A 20,151-nucleotide genomic window follows, 5' to 3' on the forward strand; every position below is an offset into this window, starting at 1 on the left:
TCAGAAGCAGCCTTTTATTTTATTCAAACAAAAATTAATTCATCTACCCCAATTAGACGGTTTCTTACCCATTTTAAATATCATTGTCCCGCCATTCGTTATATCCTGATGAGTAATGAAAAAATCCTTGTATTTCTTCCCGTTCAAGGTCACCGACTGAATATAAATATCTTCAGGTGATTTACGTATCGTCTGAATACGGAATCCCTTATTACCGGAAAGTTTCAGCGTACATTCATCAAAAACGGGAGTACCGATAATATATCGGCCGTCAGCAGGATTCACGGGATAGAAACCCATCGCACTGAACACATACCATGCAGACATCTCTCCGCAATCATCATTTCCCGCATATCCGGAGGAAGTGTTGTTATATAGATTATTCATGATATGACTGACATATTTCTGGGTCTTCCACGGTTGTCCTGCATAATTATAGAGATAAGCAACGTGATGACTAGGCTCGTTACCATGCGCATACTGGCCTACAAACCCGGAAGCATTGTCATTCAATTCGCCACTCTGATGATGAATGGTGAAAAACGTATCTAACTTTTGCTCAAAAGCTTTAGTTCCACCTGTCAGTCCAATCAATCCTTCGACATTGTGCGGCACATACCAGAAATACTGCCATGCATTTCCTTCCGTAAACGGATAACCTCCGTTTGCACCGTATTTATAAGGATCGAAAGGTTCCATCCATTCTCCCTTATCATTCTTCGACTGGAAGAAACGAGTTGCCGGATTAAAAAGGTTCCGGTAGAATTCAGAACGATGATAGAAACGTTGATAATCAGCCTCTTTTTTCAGCTTTGCTGCCAGTTGGGCCACACACCAGTCATCAAAAGCCTGCTCCAGCGTGATGGAAACCGATTGAGTCTGAATATTCTCCGGCATGTAGCCATACTTTTCCCATACTTCAAAAGGAGAGTTAGGATGCGAAGTGACCGAACTGTTATACACCGCTTCATAAGCTTTTTCTACATCAATTCCCGGAATCCCTTTCAAGATGGCATCTACAATCACAGGAATCGAATGGTTACCAATCATGCAATAATTGTCTTGTCCCCACAATTGCCAGATCGGCAGATAACCGTAATATTCATATTGACGAATCATACTCTTCACAAAATCAGTCACCCGTTCAGGCTCCAACAAAGTGTAAAGAGGATGCGCTCCACGAAAAGTATCCCAAAGCGAGAATGTAGTATAATGCGTCTCGTTACTGCCTACTTTACGGGTTGTATAGTCCGCAGCCATGTATTCACCATTCACGTCAGACATGGTATTAGGCTGAATCATTGTATGGTAAAGGGCGGTATAGAATATCTCCTTTTGCAGATCGGTTCCTTTCACGTCAATCTTTCCCAGTTCCTGCTCCCAGTCGGCATCTGCTGCTGCCACATACCGGTCGAAATCCCAATGGGGCGCTTCCTGTTCCATGTTCTGACGGGCGTTTCCCATAGAGACAGACGAAAGGGCTACTTTGCAATTAAGCGGTTTACCATCCAGTTTGCCAAAGCGGAAACAGCCGTGGAGATCGGTTCCATTAATCACCGCTGTGTTATCGTATGTACGCCCGCCGTCCCTTAATGTAGAGGAAAGAATCGGACTCGAAAATTCCATATAGAAATAAATCTTACGCAATTTGGCCCATCCTGTAATAATGCGATACCCCTCTACAGCATGATTGTTCAGAATACGGATTTGAGAGTTGATGATGCGACGCCCCCAACTGCCTTTATTGGCCGAATGGTCTAAATCCAGTAGTATCTCCGCATCCTTGTCTGTCGGATATTGATAACGATGAATACCGGTTCTCGGAGTCGTTGTGAGTTCGGCATTGATATTTTCATCTTTCAACATTACCTGATAGTAACCGGGACTGGCTTTTTCTTCTTCATGAGAGAACGCGGAAGAAGTGCGTCCGCTACTCGTCGGCATGATAAGAATATCAATCAGATCGGAAGCTCCCGTACCACTCAGGCGGGTATGACTGAAGCCATAAATGGTACGTTTATTATAATCGTAGCCCGAAGCATCTCCCCAGTCAGGAGCTTCATTGGTATCGGGTGAAAGCTGTACCATGCCGAACGGCGAAGTAGCACCCGGATAATTATTTCCGGAAAGCCCTCCGTTAATGGCTCCTGTACCAATGAAAGGATTCACATATTTAGTAGTCTCACCGGCTTGCAAAGTGGCAAAAACCAACGAAAATGCACAGATTCCTGTTATAAATTTATTCATAGCAATTGATTTATTCAGCAATGATTTCTACCACCCGGCTGTTCAGTTGTTGGGTAGTAAACACTTCCAGTCCCACATTCATCAGATACTCTCCTGAATACAGCTGACCGTTACCTTGAAGCGAAGAATTGCTACCCGGCATCAGATTGATTTCCTTCACACGATACATTCTATCAGCATCCAATCCCTGCAAACGCACCGGTAATACCTTTTCTGCATAACGCGGATGAATATCAAATGCATACAATACAGCTTTATTCTTCTCTTTATTTACATACATAGAAGAGGTATGGTTACTGCCATAAGGAGAAACTAAACGATACAGATCTCCATCAAGAATTACAGGTTTCAAACGATTATAATTTTCCACAGCCTGATTGCAATAGATATGGTCATTCTCGTTCATATCATCCAGCTTGATATCAAAACCCAGTTTACACATCATAGCCACATCCGTACGGAACTTGATGCTGGTTCCCCGGTTCCAGGTCGTAACATGTGCACACATCGTCTTACTAGGAAATATTTGTGAGAATCCCCATTGAATAAACAGACGTTCGATAGGGTCTGTATTGTCACTAGGCCAGAATTCCGTAAAATATTTCAATGCTTCGAAGTCAGAACGTCCGCCACCACCGGCACAAAGCATCATCGGTAAATCCGGATATTTATTTTTCACACGCTCCAACACTTTATACAGTCCGCGCACATATTCGATATACAGATGCGACTGTTTATCCTTCAGATAGGAAGAATAGATATTGGTGATGGGACTGTTACAATCCCACTTAAAGAAAGCGATTCCCGGATAGTTTGTCATCAATTTGTCTACCACACCGAATACATGATCCTGCACTGCCGGGTTACTCAAGTCGAGCACCAACTGATTCCTGAAATAATATTCATCCCGGTTAGGCAGATGAATCACCCAATCTTTATGCTTTTCATACAATTCACTTTGCGGATTCACCATTTCAGGCTCTATCCATATTCCGAATTTGATACCTTTCTTTTGTGCCTCTTCTACCAAACGTCCTACACCATTCGGCAGTTTATCCGCCGTTTCTTTCCAGTCACCCAGTCCTTGATGATCGCTGCTACGCGGATATTTATTACCAAACCATCCATCATCAAGCAGAAACATATCCACTCCCAGCTTGACAGCCTCATCCATCAATCCAATCAACTTATTCTCATCAAAATCAAAATAAGTAGCTTCCCAGTTATTGAGCAGTGTCATACGGGTCTGGTCACCCTTCTTAACCTGATACTTGCGTGCCCAGTCATGAAAGTTGCGGCTGGCCTCTCCCTTACCGTTCAGGCTATAGGTGAAATAAAAATCCGGTGTGCGAAAAGTTTCTTTGGCAGGAAGGTTGTATTCCGAAGCGTATGGATTAATACCTGAAATGACACGAAGTTCATTCTTGTTATCCACTTCAAAAGTAAAACGGAAGTTACCAGTCCACCCCAAAGTACCGACTAATACCTCTCCTGAATTTTCCTTCGACGGAGCACCCAGAGACAACTGGAAAAACGGAGAAACAAACATATTGGCACGCGCACCCAACTTGGTATCAATCGTTTTTTTACCAAATGCCAGTTCACGCTCGGCTATGTTGACCTCATGTGCCCAGTCACCGGAAAACTCCGTGAGAAAATACTTATCACGGTTAAAGTGAAGCATAGAAGAAGCATATTTGCTCAATACAACAGGCTTCTTCTCCTGATGACTGATTTCAGTGAATGTCTTGATGATATTTTCCGCAGCATACGTTATATAGTGCAATTTCACAGTCACAGGATATTTGTCATCCTTTAGAGTAATCACTGTTTCTACACTTCCGTCATTCTGCCGGCTACTACTATGTTCTACATATTTCAACAATAAAGACGGGTTTCCATCATTGTGAAGCACTTGAATGGCCGGCTCGAAATAATCCTCCGCCCCATGTGTGATATAAACCTCGGTTCCCTGCGGCAAGTAGGCAAAGTCCGATTCATGATTCAGTTTTTTCCCCAGATAACGCTGGTATAGACGACCATTGTCTCCCACTTGGAAGATCAGGCTTGTGCCATCTGTTTCAATCTTGATAATAGGTTTGTCAGTTGCCTTCAACATACAGGAGATGCTCAAAAGACAGCATAAGAGAATAGCTTTTACTTTCACGGTATATTTATTTAATGTGATTACAATCATTTTTTATTTATCAGTACGGAACGGAGCAACCGGAAGTCCGGCAGTTCCATAAAGATTACACTCCGGATTATCCGCCCATCCGTAACGTGCCGCAATGGGTATTTCCACTTCCGGCGATTCAAGGATCACCTCTTTTCCCCGGATAGTGGCAGTTGCCTGATGAAAAACTTGATCCGGTCCGGCCATAATGAATCCTTTGGGTTCGCCTGTTGCGGCCTTCACTTCACAATCGAAGCTAAGTATCAGTTTATTTCCCGAAATACGGTAGCCCTGAAAAGTCGGTACATCAAACGTACCCTTCTGATAAGTATTTGCCAATGACAAGAGGGCCAGGCGTCTTCCCACTTCCTGTTTGTTTTTAGGATGAATATCGTGCGCTACACCAAGGTCAATAGCCGGTACCATCCCCGTGCCTTCCATAGAAAGTGCATCAGACTGCGCTTCACGCAATGCAGCCCATTTCGAATCGGGTTGCACCTCCTGGCTACGCAAGTAATTTGCCAACTGCACGAAGTAGAAAGGCAACTCCTGTTTCCATTGTTTCCGCCAGTCAGCTATCAGCGACTGAAAAAGAGGAGAATACTGCCGGTCACGACCTACGTTCGCTTCACCCTGATACCATATAACCCCCTTAACCGGAAAAATCGTGAAAGGATGTACCATCCCGTTATACAATACAGACAGGTAGCTGGAGCCCTCCGGTGACATGGGCGCAGATGGCATTTCATCCAAAGTTAATCCGATGCGACAGTTCCAGCTTCCGGCCAATGATATTTTCTGTCCACCCATTTCCGCATACAAAGTTTCCGGTTTTCCATGAATACCGCCTTCTCCCCCAAAATCAGATACACGAACCGTAATAATACCTTTGCCGGCTTTCACTTCCGCAGCCGGAATCATATACTTCCGGAGGGTGGCAAACCCCGATCCCCTAGCTATTTCCTTACCATTGTAGTAAGTAATATCCTCATCATCTATCATTCCCAGACTAAGAGTGACCTCCTTTCCTGCCCATTCGGCAGGAATATCTATCTCCTTTTGAAACCAGACGATACCGTCCAGCCCATCCAGTCCTTTTTCCTCCCAATAACCGGGTAACTCCATAGACTTCCATTCTTTCCCAGTCTGTAAAGCCGAAATCCATTGCGGAGTCCCTTGAGCAAAACCGGCATCCCGGATCATAAACTGTTCACGCCAGTCCTTCATTTCTTGTTGATAAACAGCAGAAAGAGCTTCTTTATTAAAATTCAGTCTCCTCATTTTAGCTGTTTCTCCCTGAAAACCCATCACCTGTTGCAAGGTGCCGAAGCTTGTCCACGCTTCGGCCGGAGTGCCGCCCCAAGTACAATCTATCACACCAACAGGTACATTCAGTTCTTTCCACAATTGACGGGCATAAAAATAAGCGACAGATGAAAACTCCGGAACAGAGGAGGGGCTACATTCCTGCCAACCTCCTCCATTTATTTCTACGTTATCCTGCGGAGTTAAAGATACAGTCTTTTTTACCTGTAACAGACGAATAAACGGATAATTGGCTTCCGCCACCTCCTGTTCATAATTCATAACCTTGCCCCATCCGGCAACCGGCATTTCCATATTGGATTGTCCGGAACAAAACCAGACTTCTCCCACCATTATGTTTCGCAAAGTCAGCATTTCGCCGTCTGAAAGGGTTATCTGGTAAGGACCTCCGGCGGCAGGAGTAGGTAACTGTAAAGTAAAACTTCCATCCACTCCCGCTTTGACTGTATATTTCCGGTTATCCCAACTCGTTTTTACGGTCACTTGCTTGCCGGATTTTGCCTTGCCGGGCAATGTCAAGGTACTCTTTTGCTGTATCACCATATGATCGGTGAAAAACGATGGTAAAGTGACTTTAGCCTGTGTACAAACAACTATGCACAGAGCCACAAGAGTCATTCTATATTTATTCATTTTCGGTTAGTTAATTGATTCCGGGCTATTAATTAAATTCCAGTACTTTCACATCCTTGGCAGGTATGGTAATCTCTATCTGATTTCCGGCAGTAGTCCGGTTGCCACTCCATAATTCTTTCACCTGATAACTGCTTGCTTGCTCCAGCCCTATTCTATCCAACGAAAGTGTCACCGTCTGCTCCTGTTCCGAATAGTTGAAAAGTGCGCAATGGAATGTTCCATCTTTCTCCTTTCTTACAAAGATTTGTTCCGATTGAGCTCCATTTCCCTCTACCGGACGGAACACTTCACCCGTAGCAAGAGCATTGATATCAGGATTCGTCAGATATTTCAACGCTTTGTCTTTCCCGTCTTTTCCTCCGGCGGCACTAAAATCATCTCCGCCAATGTAGATACCTGTAATAACGCCGGAAGTGATACGCGCCCGATTTTCACCGTCTGTAGCATCTCTCAACACAATATGGTCTGCATCATTGAATTGATAGATGTACTTCTGCCACCATCCATAAGACAATGCATTCAGCGTGTACTCGGTATCCTTGATTTTATTCCATGCATCGCAGGCAATTCTACGCGACTGGGCATATTGTGCCGGAAAAACAGGAGAAATAGAAAGATTGATATACATATCCCCAAAATATTTATCCAGCAACTGCATCCCATAATTATATCCCTGAATACCTGTCGTCACTTCAGGAAGATACCATTTATCAGCCTCCATCGCTCCATGGGTCATGAAATCCATTTTCACATACTCGAATCCTGTCCGATGAAACAAACCGGACGTCTTTTTCATCATTGCCTCTACAGCGGGATGAGTAGGGTCGATAGCATAAGCACCGTCCAATTCCTGTGGCTTTCCGTTAGCATAAAGGTAGATATCCTTGTATTTATATTCAGGAGCGGCATCCACCGTCCGTTCGGGATCACGCGCCCAGTCGGTAAACGGAGTCCAGTAGATACCTCCAATCTGACCATTTGATTTACATTTTGCAATGAATGACTTCAATTGTTCTTCATTCATACAGTCCCAACCGGAATCCAATCCGACATAAACCGTATGATCCGGATTGACAAAATGACGATTTTGAAGGTTTTGTTTGATAAAGTCCGAAACCTCCATCGCTTTATCATAAGTCAGGTTGAATTGCAAAGCCCCCCAACTGTTCCAACCGAACGGAACTGCTTTTCCCCACTCCTTCGGAGGTGCTATGATTGCATTCACCTTTGCATAAGTTTCCAGTCCGTCGCACCAGTTTTCAAAGAATCCCAGTAATATTTTGGGAGACTTGATCTTCTTGCCTGTCAATGCTCCGTGAGGTTTCACATCCCGCGTCAGTTCATCAGCTACTCCGCCATAGCAGATCAGAGAACCGATATTCCGGCTATCTCCTTTGCCGAGAGTGATGGCAGTTTTCCAATGATCATGTTCCACCGAACCCACTACAAGCCCGCTACGCCCTTCATTATTAAAGACCGCAGTCACTTCATAGCTGGTCAGTGTATCAAAATCGAGCGCATGAGACTGATATCTAATCCATTTATCATTGTCAAACGGTATGAACAAGGCACGGTTATCACCAGCCGGGAGCAACTCCTCGGACATACGGTCTACATTGACAGGTGCCATCCGGTTGGAAGCAATCTTATCGTTTCCTTCCAAGGTAAACTCCGTCAATACATATTCCTTATCCGGATAAAGATAAAAATATTGTGTCAGCTTGGGAAGAGATTTATCTGTATATTCAACCTTATACAAGGTTCCTTTTCCAAAAGCATCTGAAATTTTATGTTTGCTTACCTTGTGGCGGGCATAGTCCCGTGTAGTAACCGTCCGCCCTTCCCATAAATAAGAAGCATACAGTCCATCACTAATAATTTTTGACTTTTGAGAAAGCGTTATGCCTCCTTTCTGATCATCGAAGCGGATTTGCCAACCGCCCGTCGTCAGGCTTTTATTTCCGGCAATGCACCCGGAAAAAGTGAGGAACAGGAACAAAGTTCCGAGAATGGTTTTCAACTGTCGAAATTTGTTTTTCATATGGTACAATAAATATGGTTTTAAATAGAATAAAAGTGTTCCCCAAAGGTAGGCATTGCCGGAAGTATTACTTGGCGTAAACAAGTCAAAAAATGAAAGATTTACGGCAATATGCCACTCAAACTCGCTGAATCCGCAAATATTCTATTTATCCGCATCATTTATAACATCCGTATTCCTTATATCCTGCGGAACGACGGCTTGTCTTCCACTCTGATACTGTTTCTCGAAATCTTTCGGAGTCATGCCGAATTGCTTCAAGAACAGTTTGCTGAAATAAGACGGAGAATTAATGCCCACCATATAACAGATATCCCCAATCCTATATTTGCCTTCCTGAATATATTCCGCTGCTTTCTTGAGCCGGATCAGGCGGATAAAGTCAAGGGGGGACAGATTAAATATCGTTTTGATTTTTCTCAACAAACTAGAACGACTCATACAGAGAATATCCGCCATTTTCTCCACTCCGAAATTATCATCGGTCAGATTGTCCTCAATAATCCGGATCACCTTATTCATAAATTCCTCATCCGCTTTGTTCATCTGCATATTATCCACCGAGAAGAACGGACGTTTCGAGAATGCCTCCCTCTCCCGGCGGCGGTTATTGAGCAATGACAACACCTGTTCTTTGAGATAACCGAACGAGAAAGGCTTCTCCACATAGGCTTCCGCCCCATACTTCAATCCATTGATTTTACTGTCAATATCATTCTTGGCAGTCAGGAAGATAACAGGAATATGAGAAAGCTCAAGATCTGACTTGACTTCCTTACACAACTGATATCCATTCATCACCGGCATCATAATATCACTGATGATCAAATCGACGTGGCTGCTTTTCAATACCTCAATCGCTTCCGCCCCATTCTTCGCCGTTTCTACCGTAAAACTTTCACGCAGTCTTTCTGAAATGAATGTCAACATACTTTCATTATCTTCTACCAACAACAGCGTGTATCCATGCATATCTGTTTCAACGGAAGTCGCTTCGTCCAGCTCCACGATATCTTTCTGTACGACTTTACTGTTCTGCAGGCTAATGCCTCCTTTGTTCAAAGGAACGGTCAGCACAAAAACATTTTCCTTTTCATAGGTAGTGTCAAGAGAAAGTGTCCCTTTATGCAAGGAAGCCAACGAACGCGCCAGTGACAACCCGATACCCACTCCATTTTTAGGCATTTCTCCTTTTTCCATCTGATAGAAAGGTTCAAAAATATATTGACTCACTTCCTCCGGAATCTTGTTTCCGTCACTGATTACCCGGATGGTAAAATAAAATTCATCCTTTTCCAGTTCCACCTGTATATGTTTTGTGGCATACTTCAAAGCATTGTTGAGCAGATTACTCACAATCTTAGTAATCGCTTCTTTATCTACGGCTGCCCATACCTCTTCTTCCAACAGTATTAATATCAATTCTTTGTTGTTCAGATTGAAAGTTACTTCAAAGCGGGCCACGATTCCTTTCAGAAGAGCTGTTATATCCACACTCTCAAATTTCATGGAAAGTTTATTGGCACCTATCTTCTGGAAGTCGAGAAGTTGTCCGGTGAGTTCGAGCAACCGCTTCGTGTTCTCTACAATGACACTGATATATTTCTTCTTCTTAGCTTCGGGAATGTCCTCTTCCTGAATAGCCTCAAGCGGACCATTAATCAGTGTCAGGGGAGTACGAACTTCATGCGCTATCTCTGTGAAAAAATCTACTTTCGATTCATATAATTCTTTCTCTTTTTCTATCTCAAAGAGTTTCTGACGTTCTTCCATCTGACGCTCCTTACGCCGCTTGTACCATAAAAACCAACAGAATACAACTAGAATAACAGCCAGTGCATAAACCATATAAGCCCATACAGACAGCCACCAAGGAGGCAGGATGATAATAGTCAGCGAGCGGGTAGAAGGGTCGGACTTACTGGCATGATGGGTTGCCTTTACCTGAAAAGTGTACTTTCCCGGCGGGAGTTTGGCATATGATATATTCTTGTTGCTAGCTGCACGAATCCATTCTTTATCGAGCGGAAACATCCGATAATAGTATTGATTGGTTTCCACTGTAGAATAACTTAACATAGCAATATCAAAACTGATATTCGACTGGTCATAAGGAAGTTCTATTTCATTGGTATGCACAATACACTGTTTCAAAGGTGAGTTCGGACTATGTACAGTAATCTCCTTATTATAAATGCTGAATTTGGATATATAAACCGGTGGTAAGGCTCCATCCTCGTCTGAAGTGTCAGGGTCGAAAGCAATCAGCCCGTCCACTCCTCCAAAATAGAATTTGCCATCACTCGCTTTCAGTGCCGAACGGTAATTGAACTGATTACCCAGCAGTCCGTCTTTATTCGTAAATACACTCACATCTCCGCTTTCCGGATTGAACCGTACCAATCCTTTATTAGTTCCAAACCATAAATTAGAATGTTCATCCTCTAAAATATCATAACAGACATCGTCCGGTAATCCCTCATTGATACCGAAAGATGTAAAGTCATCCTGTGCCTCATTGTAACGACAGATACCGCCACGATCAGTGGAGAGCCATATATTGCCTTTACTGTCTTGCATAATGGAACTAACGGAATTGGAACTTAGTGTATTTTTTTTTCCTGCTTCATATACATAATTCTGAAAAGTTCCCGACTCGGGTTTACATCTCCACACACCATTCCCCATAGATGCCACCCAAATGGTACCATCCTTTGCTTCCATGATACAAAAAGCCCAATTATAACCAATAGCATCCACCCTATGATATTCTTTTTCATTCGGTTCTGCCATATAAAGTCCCCATCCGGTTCCTATCCATTTGCGTCCTTTACTATCTACCATGAAATCATATACACTACCCTCATCAATACCCAGCTCCTCCTCAGACAAGCACCGGATTCGTTCATCAGGCAAACTAGTTTCATTCATTCCCTGCTTGAATAATCCACTATAAATACGATTGTTATAATGTCTGACACACAAGGTTATAAGATGACCCGGTACATTATCATATACTTGGTGCACTTTGCCGGAGTGGGGATTCAGCACATTGATTCCATTATCCTCTGTGCCAATCCAAATACAGCCGTTATCATCTTCCGCCAATCCGCGGATACGCTTGGTATTCAAGGAATATCCGTCACTTCCGGGGACGTATTTATCAAACGAAAGACGATGATTCGGCAAATAATTGACTCCACCAAACATTGTTCCGATCCAAATGCCTCCTTGAATATCCTTATAAATTGAATAAATGATATTATCCGACAAACTGAACGAGCGCATCAGGTCTTCTTTGAGATGTAGCATACTGTTTTTTTTCTCATTAATGATGAATAATCCATGGTGAGAACCAACCCAAAGCTCATCTCCGAAACAGACTACATCACGCAAGAATGTTTTTCTCTCACCGGGAAAAGGAATAGTAGCGAGTATATTGGTACGCGTATCATATTTAAACAATTCTCCTTCATGGATAGCGAGTATGATGGCATCGCCTTGAAAACATATACTCATAATGTTTTTATTTGCCAATGATTGCCCGTTACGGTCTGCAAGATACTGTTCAAAAGAATCTTTATCCGGGTTGTATTTATATAATCCTACTCCGGAAGTACCTACCCAGACTTCTCCTTCTTTGTTGACAGCAATACATTCGGGACTTTCATTTTTAAAATTACTTTTATCTGTAATTGGATAATGTCTCACCTGATCTGTGCCGCTAAACCGAAACAATCCCTGATCGGGAATAAGTGCCCATACATTACCAGTGGAATCAGCGAGTATTTCCGCTACCCAATTGTCAGGAGTGATTTTATCTGATGATTCAGGTTTCAGGTGCGTGAAAATATCCATAGCCGGATCGTATAAATAGATTCCCCGATCGGTTCCCACCCAAAGCTTACGGTCTTTATCTTCATAAAGAGCACTGATATTATGATTGCCTGTTCCGGCTACTTGATCATCACAATTAAGTTGAAGGACCGACGTACCGTCATAGCGGTTCAAACCGTTCTTCGTACCAAACCACATAAATCCATAGCTATCCTGCAAAATTGTCTTCACATTACTTGCCGACAATCCGTTCTCTCCATTGATATGGGTAAAATAAAATTTGGAATACGCTTGTGCCTTGACAGATAGCGCAGAAAATAACAGACTGCACAATACCGATAATATGAGGATGTATCTTTTCATAGCATGGATATATTATTCGTTATGGTACAAAGATAAAAGTTTTTTTTATCCTGCTTACCATCCTATTATAAAAAGAACCGCCAAGCACTTTGATATGCCTGGCGGAAATTTGTTGCTCGGTGTGAAACTAAAGTTACCAGCCTGTGGGCTGACTTATATTAGGATTAGAAGTTACCTCATTTTGCGACAAAGGCCATGAATCAAACTTTGGGAATACACAACGACGCTCTTCTATTTTAATATACGATTGTGTATCCGGATTCCATGCACCATAAATAGCACCCTGCATTACCTGATTTCCAATTCCCCAACGACGAATATCATCATATCTCTTATTTTCAAACGCAAACTCCACACGACGTTCACGACGATATAATTCACGAACTTTCTCTTCGTTATTATAAACCGACTTATCCATATTCTTCATTCCTGCACGATTACGAATCATGTTTATGTATTTCTCCACATCCGGATCATCCCATTTACCTGTCTCAACCAAACATTCCACATAATCAAGCAATACTTCCGCATAGCGATAGATCACAAAGTCAAGATTACCATTACCATTATTACCAAAATCATTCGAAGTCATGAATTTCTTCATCATATAGCCACTCTGGATTCCTTCTATTTTTCCAAAATAACTTCCATCATCCGGATTAAACGGATCAAATATCCGATTAGCAAATCCCGTGTTTTCTCCTGGCGTGAAAATACTCATATGGAAACGGGGATCCCGCGGCTCAGCTATCGGATTCTTTTCCAAGCGCTCTCTTTCGTCAGCCGGCAAATCAGCCAACGTACGTCCATCTGCCAATTCATAAGTATCAACCAATGATTTCAAAATACTCATTACACCTTGTCCACTAAATTGACTGGACATACAACGGAAAAACAAATTGTCAGAACCATCGCTTTTCCATAAAATACGTTCCTTATTTTGCTTTCCTGTATAGTTGAACAAGTCACGGTAATTTTTGCCCGGTTCATTATCCTCTGATGTACTCTTATACAATTCAAATTTTTCACTGTCAATCAATGCTTTCGCAGCTTTTTTAGCTTCTTCATATTGTTTAAACTGAAAATTTATATCCATTTTCAATGTATAAGCCGTAGCTAATGACATACGATTAGCACGCATATTCTCGTCATCCCATACGAAAGGCAACGCTTTCGATTCAATTACTTCATCCAACTCTCTGTTGATGTTTTTCAAACATTCATCTACAGGAGTACGTGACATATAGATTTCTGTGGGTGACAAAGATTTTTCAAGATAAGGAATACCATCATTCCGCCCGTACCACTTCAACAAACGGATGTGATACCAAGCTCTCCATATTCTAGCTTCAGCTTTCATGCGTGCACGCTCTTCCTCCACAGTAAAGAATGCCTTATCCACATTCTCTAAGAATCTGTTACAACGACGGATTCTTATATAACAATGATTCCATGTATTGAATTGATATTCCCAACTTCCAGGTGCATTACCATCTGCCGGGGGAAGCAATGAACCATTTCCCAATTGTTGAATACGTACATCAAAATTTCCAGAGAAATAAGCATTATCTGTAGCTCCATCTTGAAAAACCATGCCTATTTCATCACCGCCCCAAGCTCCCTTGACCCATAATTTACAAGATCCTAAAGCATTTTCACATTCTTGCTGGGTATGCCAAAAATTATCATCAGTTGTTGCTGTCTCACTATCTCTGGTCAGGAAATCAGTGCAACTCCCAGATAAACAAAGCAGCCCTGCTAAGAACAATCCCCTAAAGCTAAAATTATTATATAGTTTCATATATTTCAATATTAAATAGTTAGAAATTCAGACTAAGACCTGCCGAGTAAGTTTTTACCAATGGATAAGATCCTTTCTGACCACGACCTTCCGGGTCAACTAAATCTTGTTTAGCAAAAGTAAACGGATTCTGGGCATTCAGATATACACGAATACTTGATATACCAATTTTCTTCAATGACATCTGGTCGAAAGTATAACCTATCTGAATATATTTCACACGACAGTAGCTTGCGTCAAAATGCCAGAAATCCGAAGCAGGATCATTATGACCGTAACTTGAACTGGGAGCTAGCCGCGGATATTTTGCATTAGTATTTTCTGGTGTCCAGTAATCCAAATGAGCCTTCATCGGAGTCGACCCGTCACCGGATACGTTTAAGCCGTAAGCATAAGGTCCACTATAATAAGCATCCACACCTGTCACACCTTGAAACAATATTTCAAAGCTCCATTTCTTATAGTCAAAAGAAAGATTTGCAAAATAATTCAAATCAGGCTGATCATTACCACGGATCACACGATCTTCTGTAGTAATCTTTCCGTCAGGTACTCCATTCTCTCCAGATACATCCAAATATTTAATATCTCCCGGTTGTTGTCCGTCATATATCACAACTCCTTCTTTGGGTTTCCATTTACCATCCGCATCTTTGGTGAAATCACTTTCCTGCAACAAACCATCTGTTGGATATACATAATGACTGTTCAACGCATAACCTACTTGATTGATCGTTGTACCGTTATCATAAGGCGCTCCGAACAATTTCAATATTTTATTTTTATTCTGCGACAAACCTACATGAATGTTAAATCCAAAGTCTTTGAATTGTTTATCATAAATTGCACTAAATTCCCAACCTCTATTCTGTACTTCTCCCGAATTTATCTCGGACGAATAGATACCACCAACAGCCGGAATAGGAGGAGTAATAATCATATCGGAAGTAACCTTGTTGTACCAATCAAAGGTCAAACTTAAATTTTTGAACAAACGGAGATCCGCACCAATATTAAACATCTTCACAGTCTCCCAAGTAATATTGGGATTACCAAAAGATGTTTCTTCACCATTGCCCGAATTGATTAAAGTCTGATACTTATATAAACCGATATTCTCATTTCCAAGCAGACCATAAGAAGCTCTCAACTTAAATTCATTCATTTTATCCTTTAATGATTTCATAAATGACTCTTCATGAATATTCCAGCCAACAGCCACAGAAGGGAAAGTACCAAACTTATGTCCGTCTCCAAAACGTGAAGAGCCGTCTCTACGTATGGTTCCTTCAAGAAGGTAACGACGATCATAAGTATAATTGGCTTTTGCAAACATGGAAATCATTGCCCAGCTATCCCAACTATTATTTTTAGTCAATTCCTGATTATATCCTCCAATTACAAATAGACGGTGAGCATTCTTGTCATAAGTATATTCAAGCGTTCCACCTAAATAATAATAGGTATCATGGTCTCTATAATCACTATAGTTGGACCCCCATGTTGCCAATAGTACACCTGTATCATAATCAAAGAAATTGAAAACATCCCGTTTTGTTTTTCCACCACGGCTACTGATTCGATAAGAATATTGTCCTTTTGCAACCAAATTAGGAATAATTACCCACCGAGGAGATATATTCACACTAATATTATCTTCATAGTCAGAACGTATGCCCCCATGATCTACAAATGCAGCAGGATTAGACATATTAGTTCTTTTACCATAAGATACAATTCCATCTTTTTCCGGATAGCGGGCCACTATATTAGGTGGAGTCTGATACATATGGGTAAACAATGAAACATCTGCTTCGTCGGTTTTTGGTTGTTTTCTGTTAGTACGGTAAGCATTAAAATCCATATTAACAGACAAATTATCTAATAAACTGACTGTTGTATTAGCCCGAATATTCAAACGGTCAGAATTTGTATGAGCAGTCAAACCTTCATTCTTCAGATAGTTTACATTTAAAGAAAAACGGGCCAAACTACTACCTCCTGATATAGATACGGAATGATTCTGGATATTTCCTGTTCCAAACAAGAAATCCGCCCAATTCGTATCAGGATATTTGTAAGGGTCTGTACCTGCCTGTGTCTGTTTGATAACATCTACATCATAAACCGGATCACCACCTATATTTGTTTGTGCCACATTGACCATCGTCATATATTCAGCGGCATTGACAAAATCAGGCATATAAGTAGCTTTTTGAATACCAAAGTAACCATCATAAGAAACATTGATTTTCCCTACAACACCCCGTTTGGTCTTCACAACAATAACGCCATTAGCAGCACGTGCACCATAAATAGCAGCGGCAGCAGCATCTTTCAAAATAGTAACACTTTCGATAGTAGCAGGATCAAGCTGATTCATATCCATTGGGATACCATCAACCAGCACCAACGGATCATTACCTGAATGCAACGAAGATATACCACGAATCTTAATGGAAGCTCCGTCACCACCCGGCATACCAGAACTTTGAGTAACAGTTAACCCCGTGACCCCTCCTTGCAAAGATTGCGAAATAGAAGTGATAGGCTTGGAATTCAAATTCTTTGCAATATCCAATGTTGATACAGAAGAAATTGAATTTAATTTCTTTTCTTCCGAAAAACCAGTAATTACCACTTCATCCAATGCTTCGGAATCTTCGGACAAAGAGACACTCAAATTACTGATAGCACGGGACACAACATATTCATAAGGTCGGAATCCAAGATAAGTAAATACGATCACATCTCCTTTTTGGGCTTTAATAGAGAAGTATCCGTTTGTATCGCTTATGGTACCAATCGTAGTACCTTTAATAAGAACATTAACACCGGCAATAGGAAGCGGTTGTACCGTGTTTTCAAGTATTTGCCCCTGGATAGTCCAGTTTCGCTCCTTCGTGTCATTCGCAACAGCAGGTGTTGGTTCCAAAGCTAAAGACTTTGTTGGAGTTCCCAACAATAAACAGGCAAATAATAAAGAAATTACTGCCGTCGAGCTTCTTTTCATAAGTTTGAATTTATAGGTAAAACAAAATTGTATTTAATGAATCTCATATTTTTTATTAGATCTAATATTTATCTTTAAATGCAATGCAAATATACCCGATATATAATGAGTTATTAAGTTATAAACGCTGCAAAAAATAGAATATTTGCTTCAAACACCGTCGAGAACTACTGTAGGGTGCATTCTTGTCATTTTATGAATCATTTGTATAGAGCAAAAAAATCACGATAGACTAATTTTGTCCTATAATAAAAACAACTACCTATTCTTATATTAATCACTTAATTATATATTTGAACCATGAAAATTAAAACTATCAGTTTTTCTCTAGCCATCATGATGGCATCTCTTTCGGGATGTACAGATACAATGGAGGCAAAAGACAAAGTCGAACTATGGTATGAACAGCCTGCCAAAGAATGGATGAGTTCTGTACCGGTAGGCAACGGTCGTCTTGGGGCAATGGTATTCGGCGGCATCGAAGAAGAAACCATCGCATTGAATGAATCGAGCATGTGGTCAGGACAATATGACGAAAATCAGGAAATTCCTTTCGGAAAAGAAAGTATGAATGAATTAAGAAAACTATTTTTCGAAGGAAAAATACAGGAAGGAAATCAAATTGCAGGAGAGTTTCTGCATGGCAACGGGCATTCTTTCGGCACACATCTTCCTATCGGCGACTTGAAACTTACTTTCAGCTATCCGGAAGGTACGGTCAGCAATTACCGACGTTCGCTCGACCTGACTACAGCCGTCAGTACAACCAGTTATACAATAGGCGACATTAATTATGTGCGCGAATGCTTTGCCACCAATCCGGACGACGTACTTATATTGCGGATGTCCGCCAATAAAAAGAAAGCCATTCATGCAAAACTGTCATTAAATATGTTGCGGGAATCCAAACTATCAACTGATGGCAATCAACTGATTTTTGATGGAACGGTTAATTTCCCCAAGCAAGGTCCCGGTGGTGTGAGTTTTCAGGGACGCATCGCAGTATCTGCATCTAACGGAACATTACAGGCAGAAGATTCTATTATATCTGTAAACAATGCCGATATGCTGACTATCGTAATAGATGTACGCACAAATTACAAGAATGACACTTATCAATCTCTTTGCAAAGAAACTGTAGCTAAGGCCGAAAAAAAAACATATGAAAAACTTAAGAAAACCCATATCAATGATTATTCTTCTCTTTTTGACCGTGTTTCCCTGAAGTTGGGGACAGGAGAATACAATAATCTGCCAACTGACAAAAGATGGGAACAGGTGAAAAAAGGTGGATATGATCCCGGTCTTGATGTATTACTCTTCCAATACGGACGCTATTTATTACTAGCTTCTTCACGGGAGAATTCACCGCTTCCGGCTGCCCTGCAGGGTTTCTTCAATGATAACCTGGCTTGTAATATGGGATGGACAAATGATTATCACCTGGACATCAATACACAACAGAACTACTGGATTGCAAATGTAGGTAATCTGGCAGAGTGTCATCTTCCTCTTTTCAACTATATCGAAGACTTATCTATCCATGGCGCGAAAACCGCTCAAAAGATATATGGGTGTAAAGGATGGACAGCTCACACCACAGCTAATATATGGGGATACACAGCTCCTTCGGGAAGCATCCTCTGGGGGTTATTTCCCACAGCAAGCAGTTGGATTGCCTCGCATCTCTGGACTCAATACGAATATACGCACGACAAAGATTATCTGGCGAAAACCGCTTATCCTCTGTTAAAAGGAAATGCGGAATTCCTTCTCGACTATATGGTCGAAGATCCCAATACAGGTTATATGGTAACAGGACCCAGTATTTCACCGGAAAATTCTTTTCTTTACGAAGGTAACAATTTATGTGCCTCAATGATGCCCACCTGTGACCGTGTATTGGCTTATGAAATATTCAATGCCTGCATTCAGTCGGCTCAAATTTTAGGTATCGACCAGGCATTTAGTGATAGCTTGCAACAGGCCCTCAAAAAGTTTCCGCCTATCCGTCTGCGCGCCAACGGTGGCATACGGGAATGGTTGGAAGATTACGATGAAGCAAGCCCTAATCACCGCCATACTTCACACTTACTGGCCCTTTATCCTTACGAACAGATTTCATTGGATAAAACACCGGAACTCGCAGCAGGTGCACGCAAAACCATCGAAGACCGTCTGGCTGCAGAAGGTTGGGAAGACACGGAATGGAGCCGTGCCAATATGATCTGTTTTTATGCCCGGTTGAAAGATGCTAAAGAAGCCTATCAGAGTGTACTTACTCTCGAGAGTATATTTACACGAGAAAATTTATTGAGTATCTCTCCTGCCGGTATTGCCGGAGCACCTTATGATATTTTCATTCTTGACGGAAATGCAGCCGGAGCAGCCGGAATAGCAGAAATGCTGGTACAAGGCCACGAAGGATATATTGAGTTCCTGCCTTGTCTGCCGGAACAATGGAGTGTGGGAAATTACAAAGGTTTGTGTGTCAAGGGAGGAGGAGAAGTTTCTGCCGACTGGAACCAGTCTTTAATTAATGAAGCAACTCTGAAAGCTACTGCTGACAATACATTCACCGTAAAAGTTCCGCAAGGAAAGAATTACACGATTACGCTGAACAACAAACGGATTGACCCGGCAATTAATAATGGATTGATTACCGTTTCCATGAAAGCTAAGGATATATTAAAATTCAAATAAGCAAGTTT

At 41.6% G+C, this 20,151-nt stretch carries 8 protein-coding genes; 1 reads left to right on the top strand and 7 read right to left on the bottom strand.

Annotation, left to right across the window (positions count from 1 at the left end; all coding sequences use genetic code 11):
- Nucleotides 1-39 precede the first annotated feature (39 nt).
- The 7 genes from AB3G73_RS17115 to AB3G73_RS17145 form a co-directional block, all read right to left on the bottom strand.
- The gene (locus tag AB3G73_RS17115; RefSeq protein ID WP_195648705.1) at nucleotides 40-2,247 is read right to left on the bottom strand and encodes a GH92 family glycosyl hydrolase; all 2,208 of its coding nucleotides are present in this window, start codon (nucleotides 2,245-2,247) and stop codon (nucleotides 40-42) included.
- 10 nt (nucleotides 2,248-2,257) lie between these two features.
- Nucleotides 2,258-4,414, bottom strand: coding sequence for an alpha-galactosidase (locus AB3G73_RS17120; protein ID WP_342990852.1), 2,157 nt, complete (start codon nucleotides 4,412-4,414; stop codon nucleotides 2,258-2,260).
- A 33-nt stretch (nucleotides 4,415-4,447) separates the two neighbouring features.
- On the bottom strand, nucleotides 4,448-6,382 hold the full coding sequence (locus AB3G73_RS17125) for a sialate O-acetylesterase (protein WP_367745262.1): 1,935 nt from the start codon (nucleotides 6,380-6,382) through the stop codon (nucleotides 4,448-4,450).
- Nucleotides 6,383-6,410: 28 nt separating this feature from the next.
- Nucleotides 6,411-8,426: an alpha-galactosidase gene (locus AB3G73_RS17130; protein WP_367745263.1), complete on the bottom strand. Its 2,016-nt coding sequence runs from the start codon at nucleotides 8,424-8,426 to the stop codon at nucleotides 6,411-6,413.
- 144 nt (nucleotides 8,427-8,570) lie between these two features.
- A complete protein-coding gene (locus AB3G73_RS17135) occupies nucleotides 8,571-12,626 on the bottom strand; it encodes a two-component regulator propeller domain-containing protein (RefSeq protein WP_367745264.1) in 4,056 nt (1,351 codons plus the stop codon).
- A gap of 133 nt (nucleotides 12,627-12,759) precedes the next feature.
- On the bottom strand, nucleotides 12,760-14,427 hold the full coding sequence (locus tag AB3G73_RS17140; protein ID WP_342990845.1) for a RagB/SusD family nutrient uptake outer membrane protein: 1,668 nt from the start codon (nucleotides 14,425-14,427) through the stop codon (nucleotides 12,760-12,762).
- Nucleotides 14,428-14,446: 19 nt separating this feature from the next.
- Nucleotides 14,447-17,440, bottom strand: coding sequence for a TonB-dependent receptor (locus AB3G73_RS17145; protein WP_342990844.1), 2,994 nt, complete (start codon nucleotides 17,438-17,440; stop codon nucleotides 14,447-14,449).
- 300 nt (nucleotides 17,441-17,740) lie between these two features.
- Between AB3G73_RS17145 and AB3G73_RS17150 the strand changes: the two genes are divergently transcribed.
- Nucleotides 17,741-20,143, top strand: coding sequence for a glycoside hydrolase N-terminal domain-containing protein (locus AB3G73_RS17150; RefSeq protein WP_367745265.1), 2,403 nt, complete (start codon nucleotides 17,741-17,743; stop codon nucleotides 20,141-20,143).
- The last annotated feature ends 8 nt before the right edge of the window (nucleotides 20,144-20,151 follow it).

This window comes from Bacteroides sp. L008 (assembly GCF_040812255.1).
In the GTDB taxonomy this organism is placed as follows: Bacteria; Bacteroidota; Bacteroidia; order Bacteroidales; family Bacteroidaceae; genus Bacteroides; species Bacteroides vicugnae.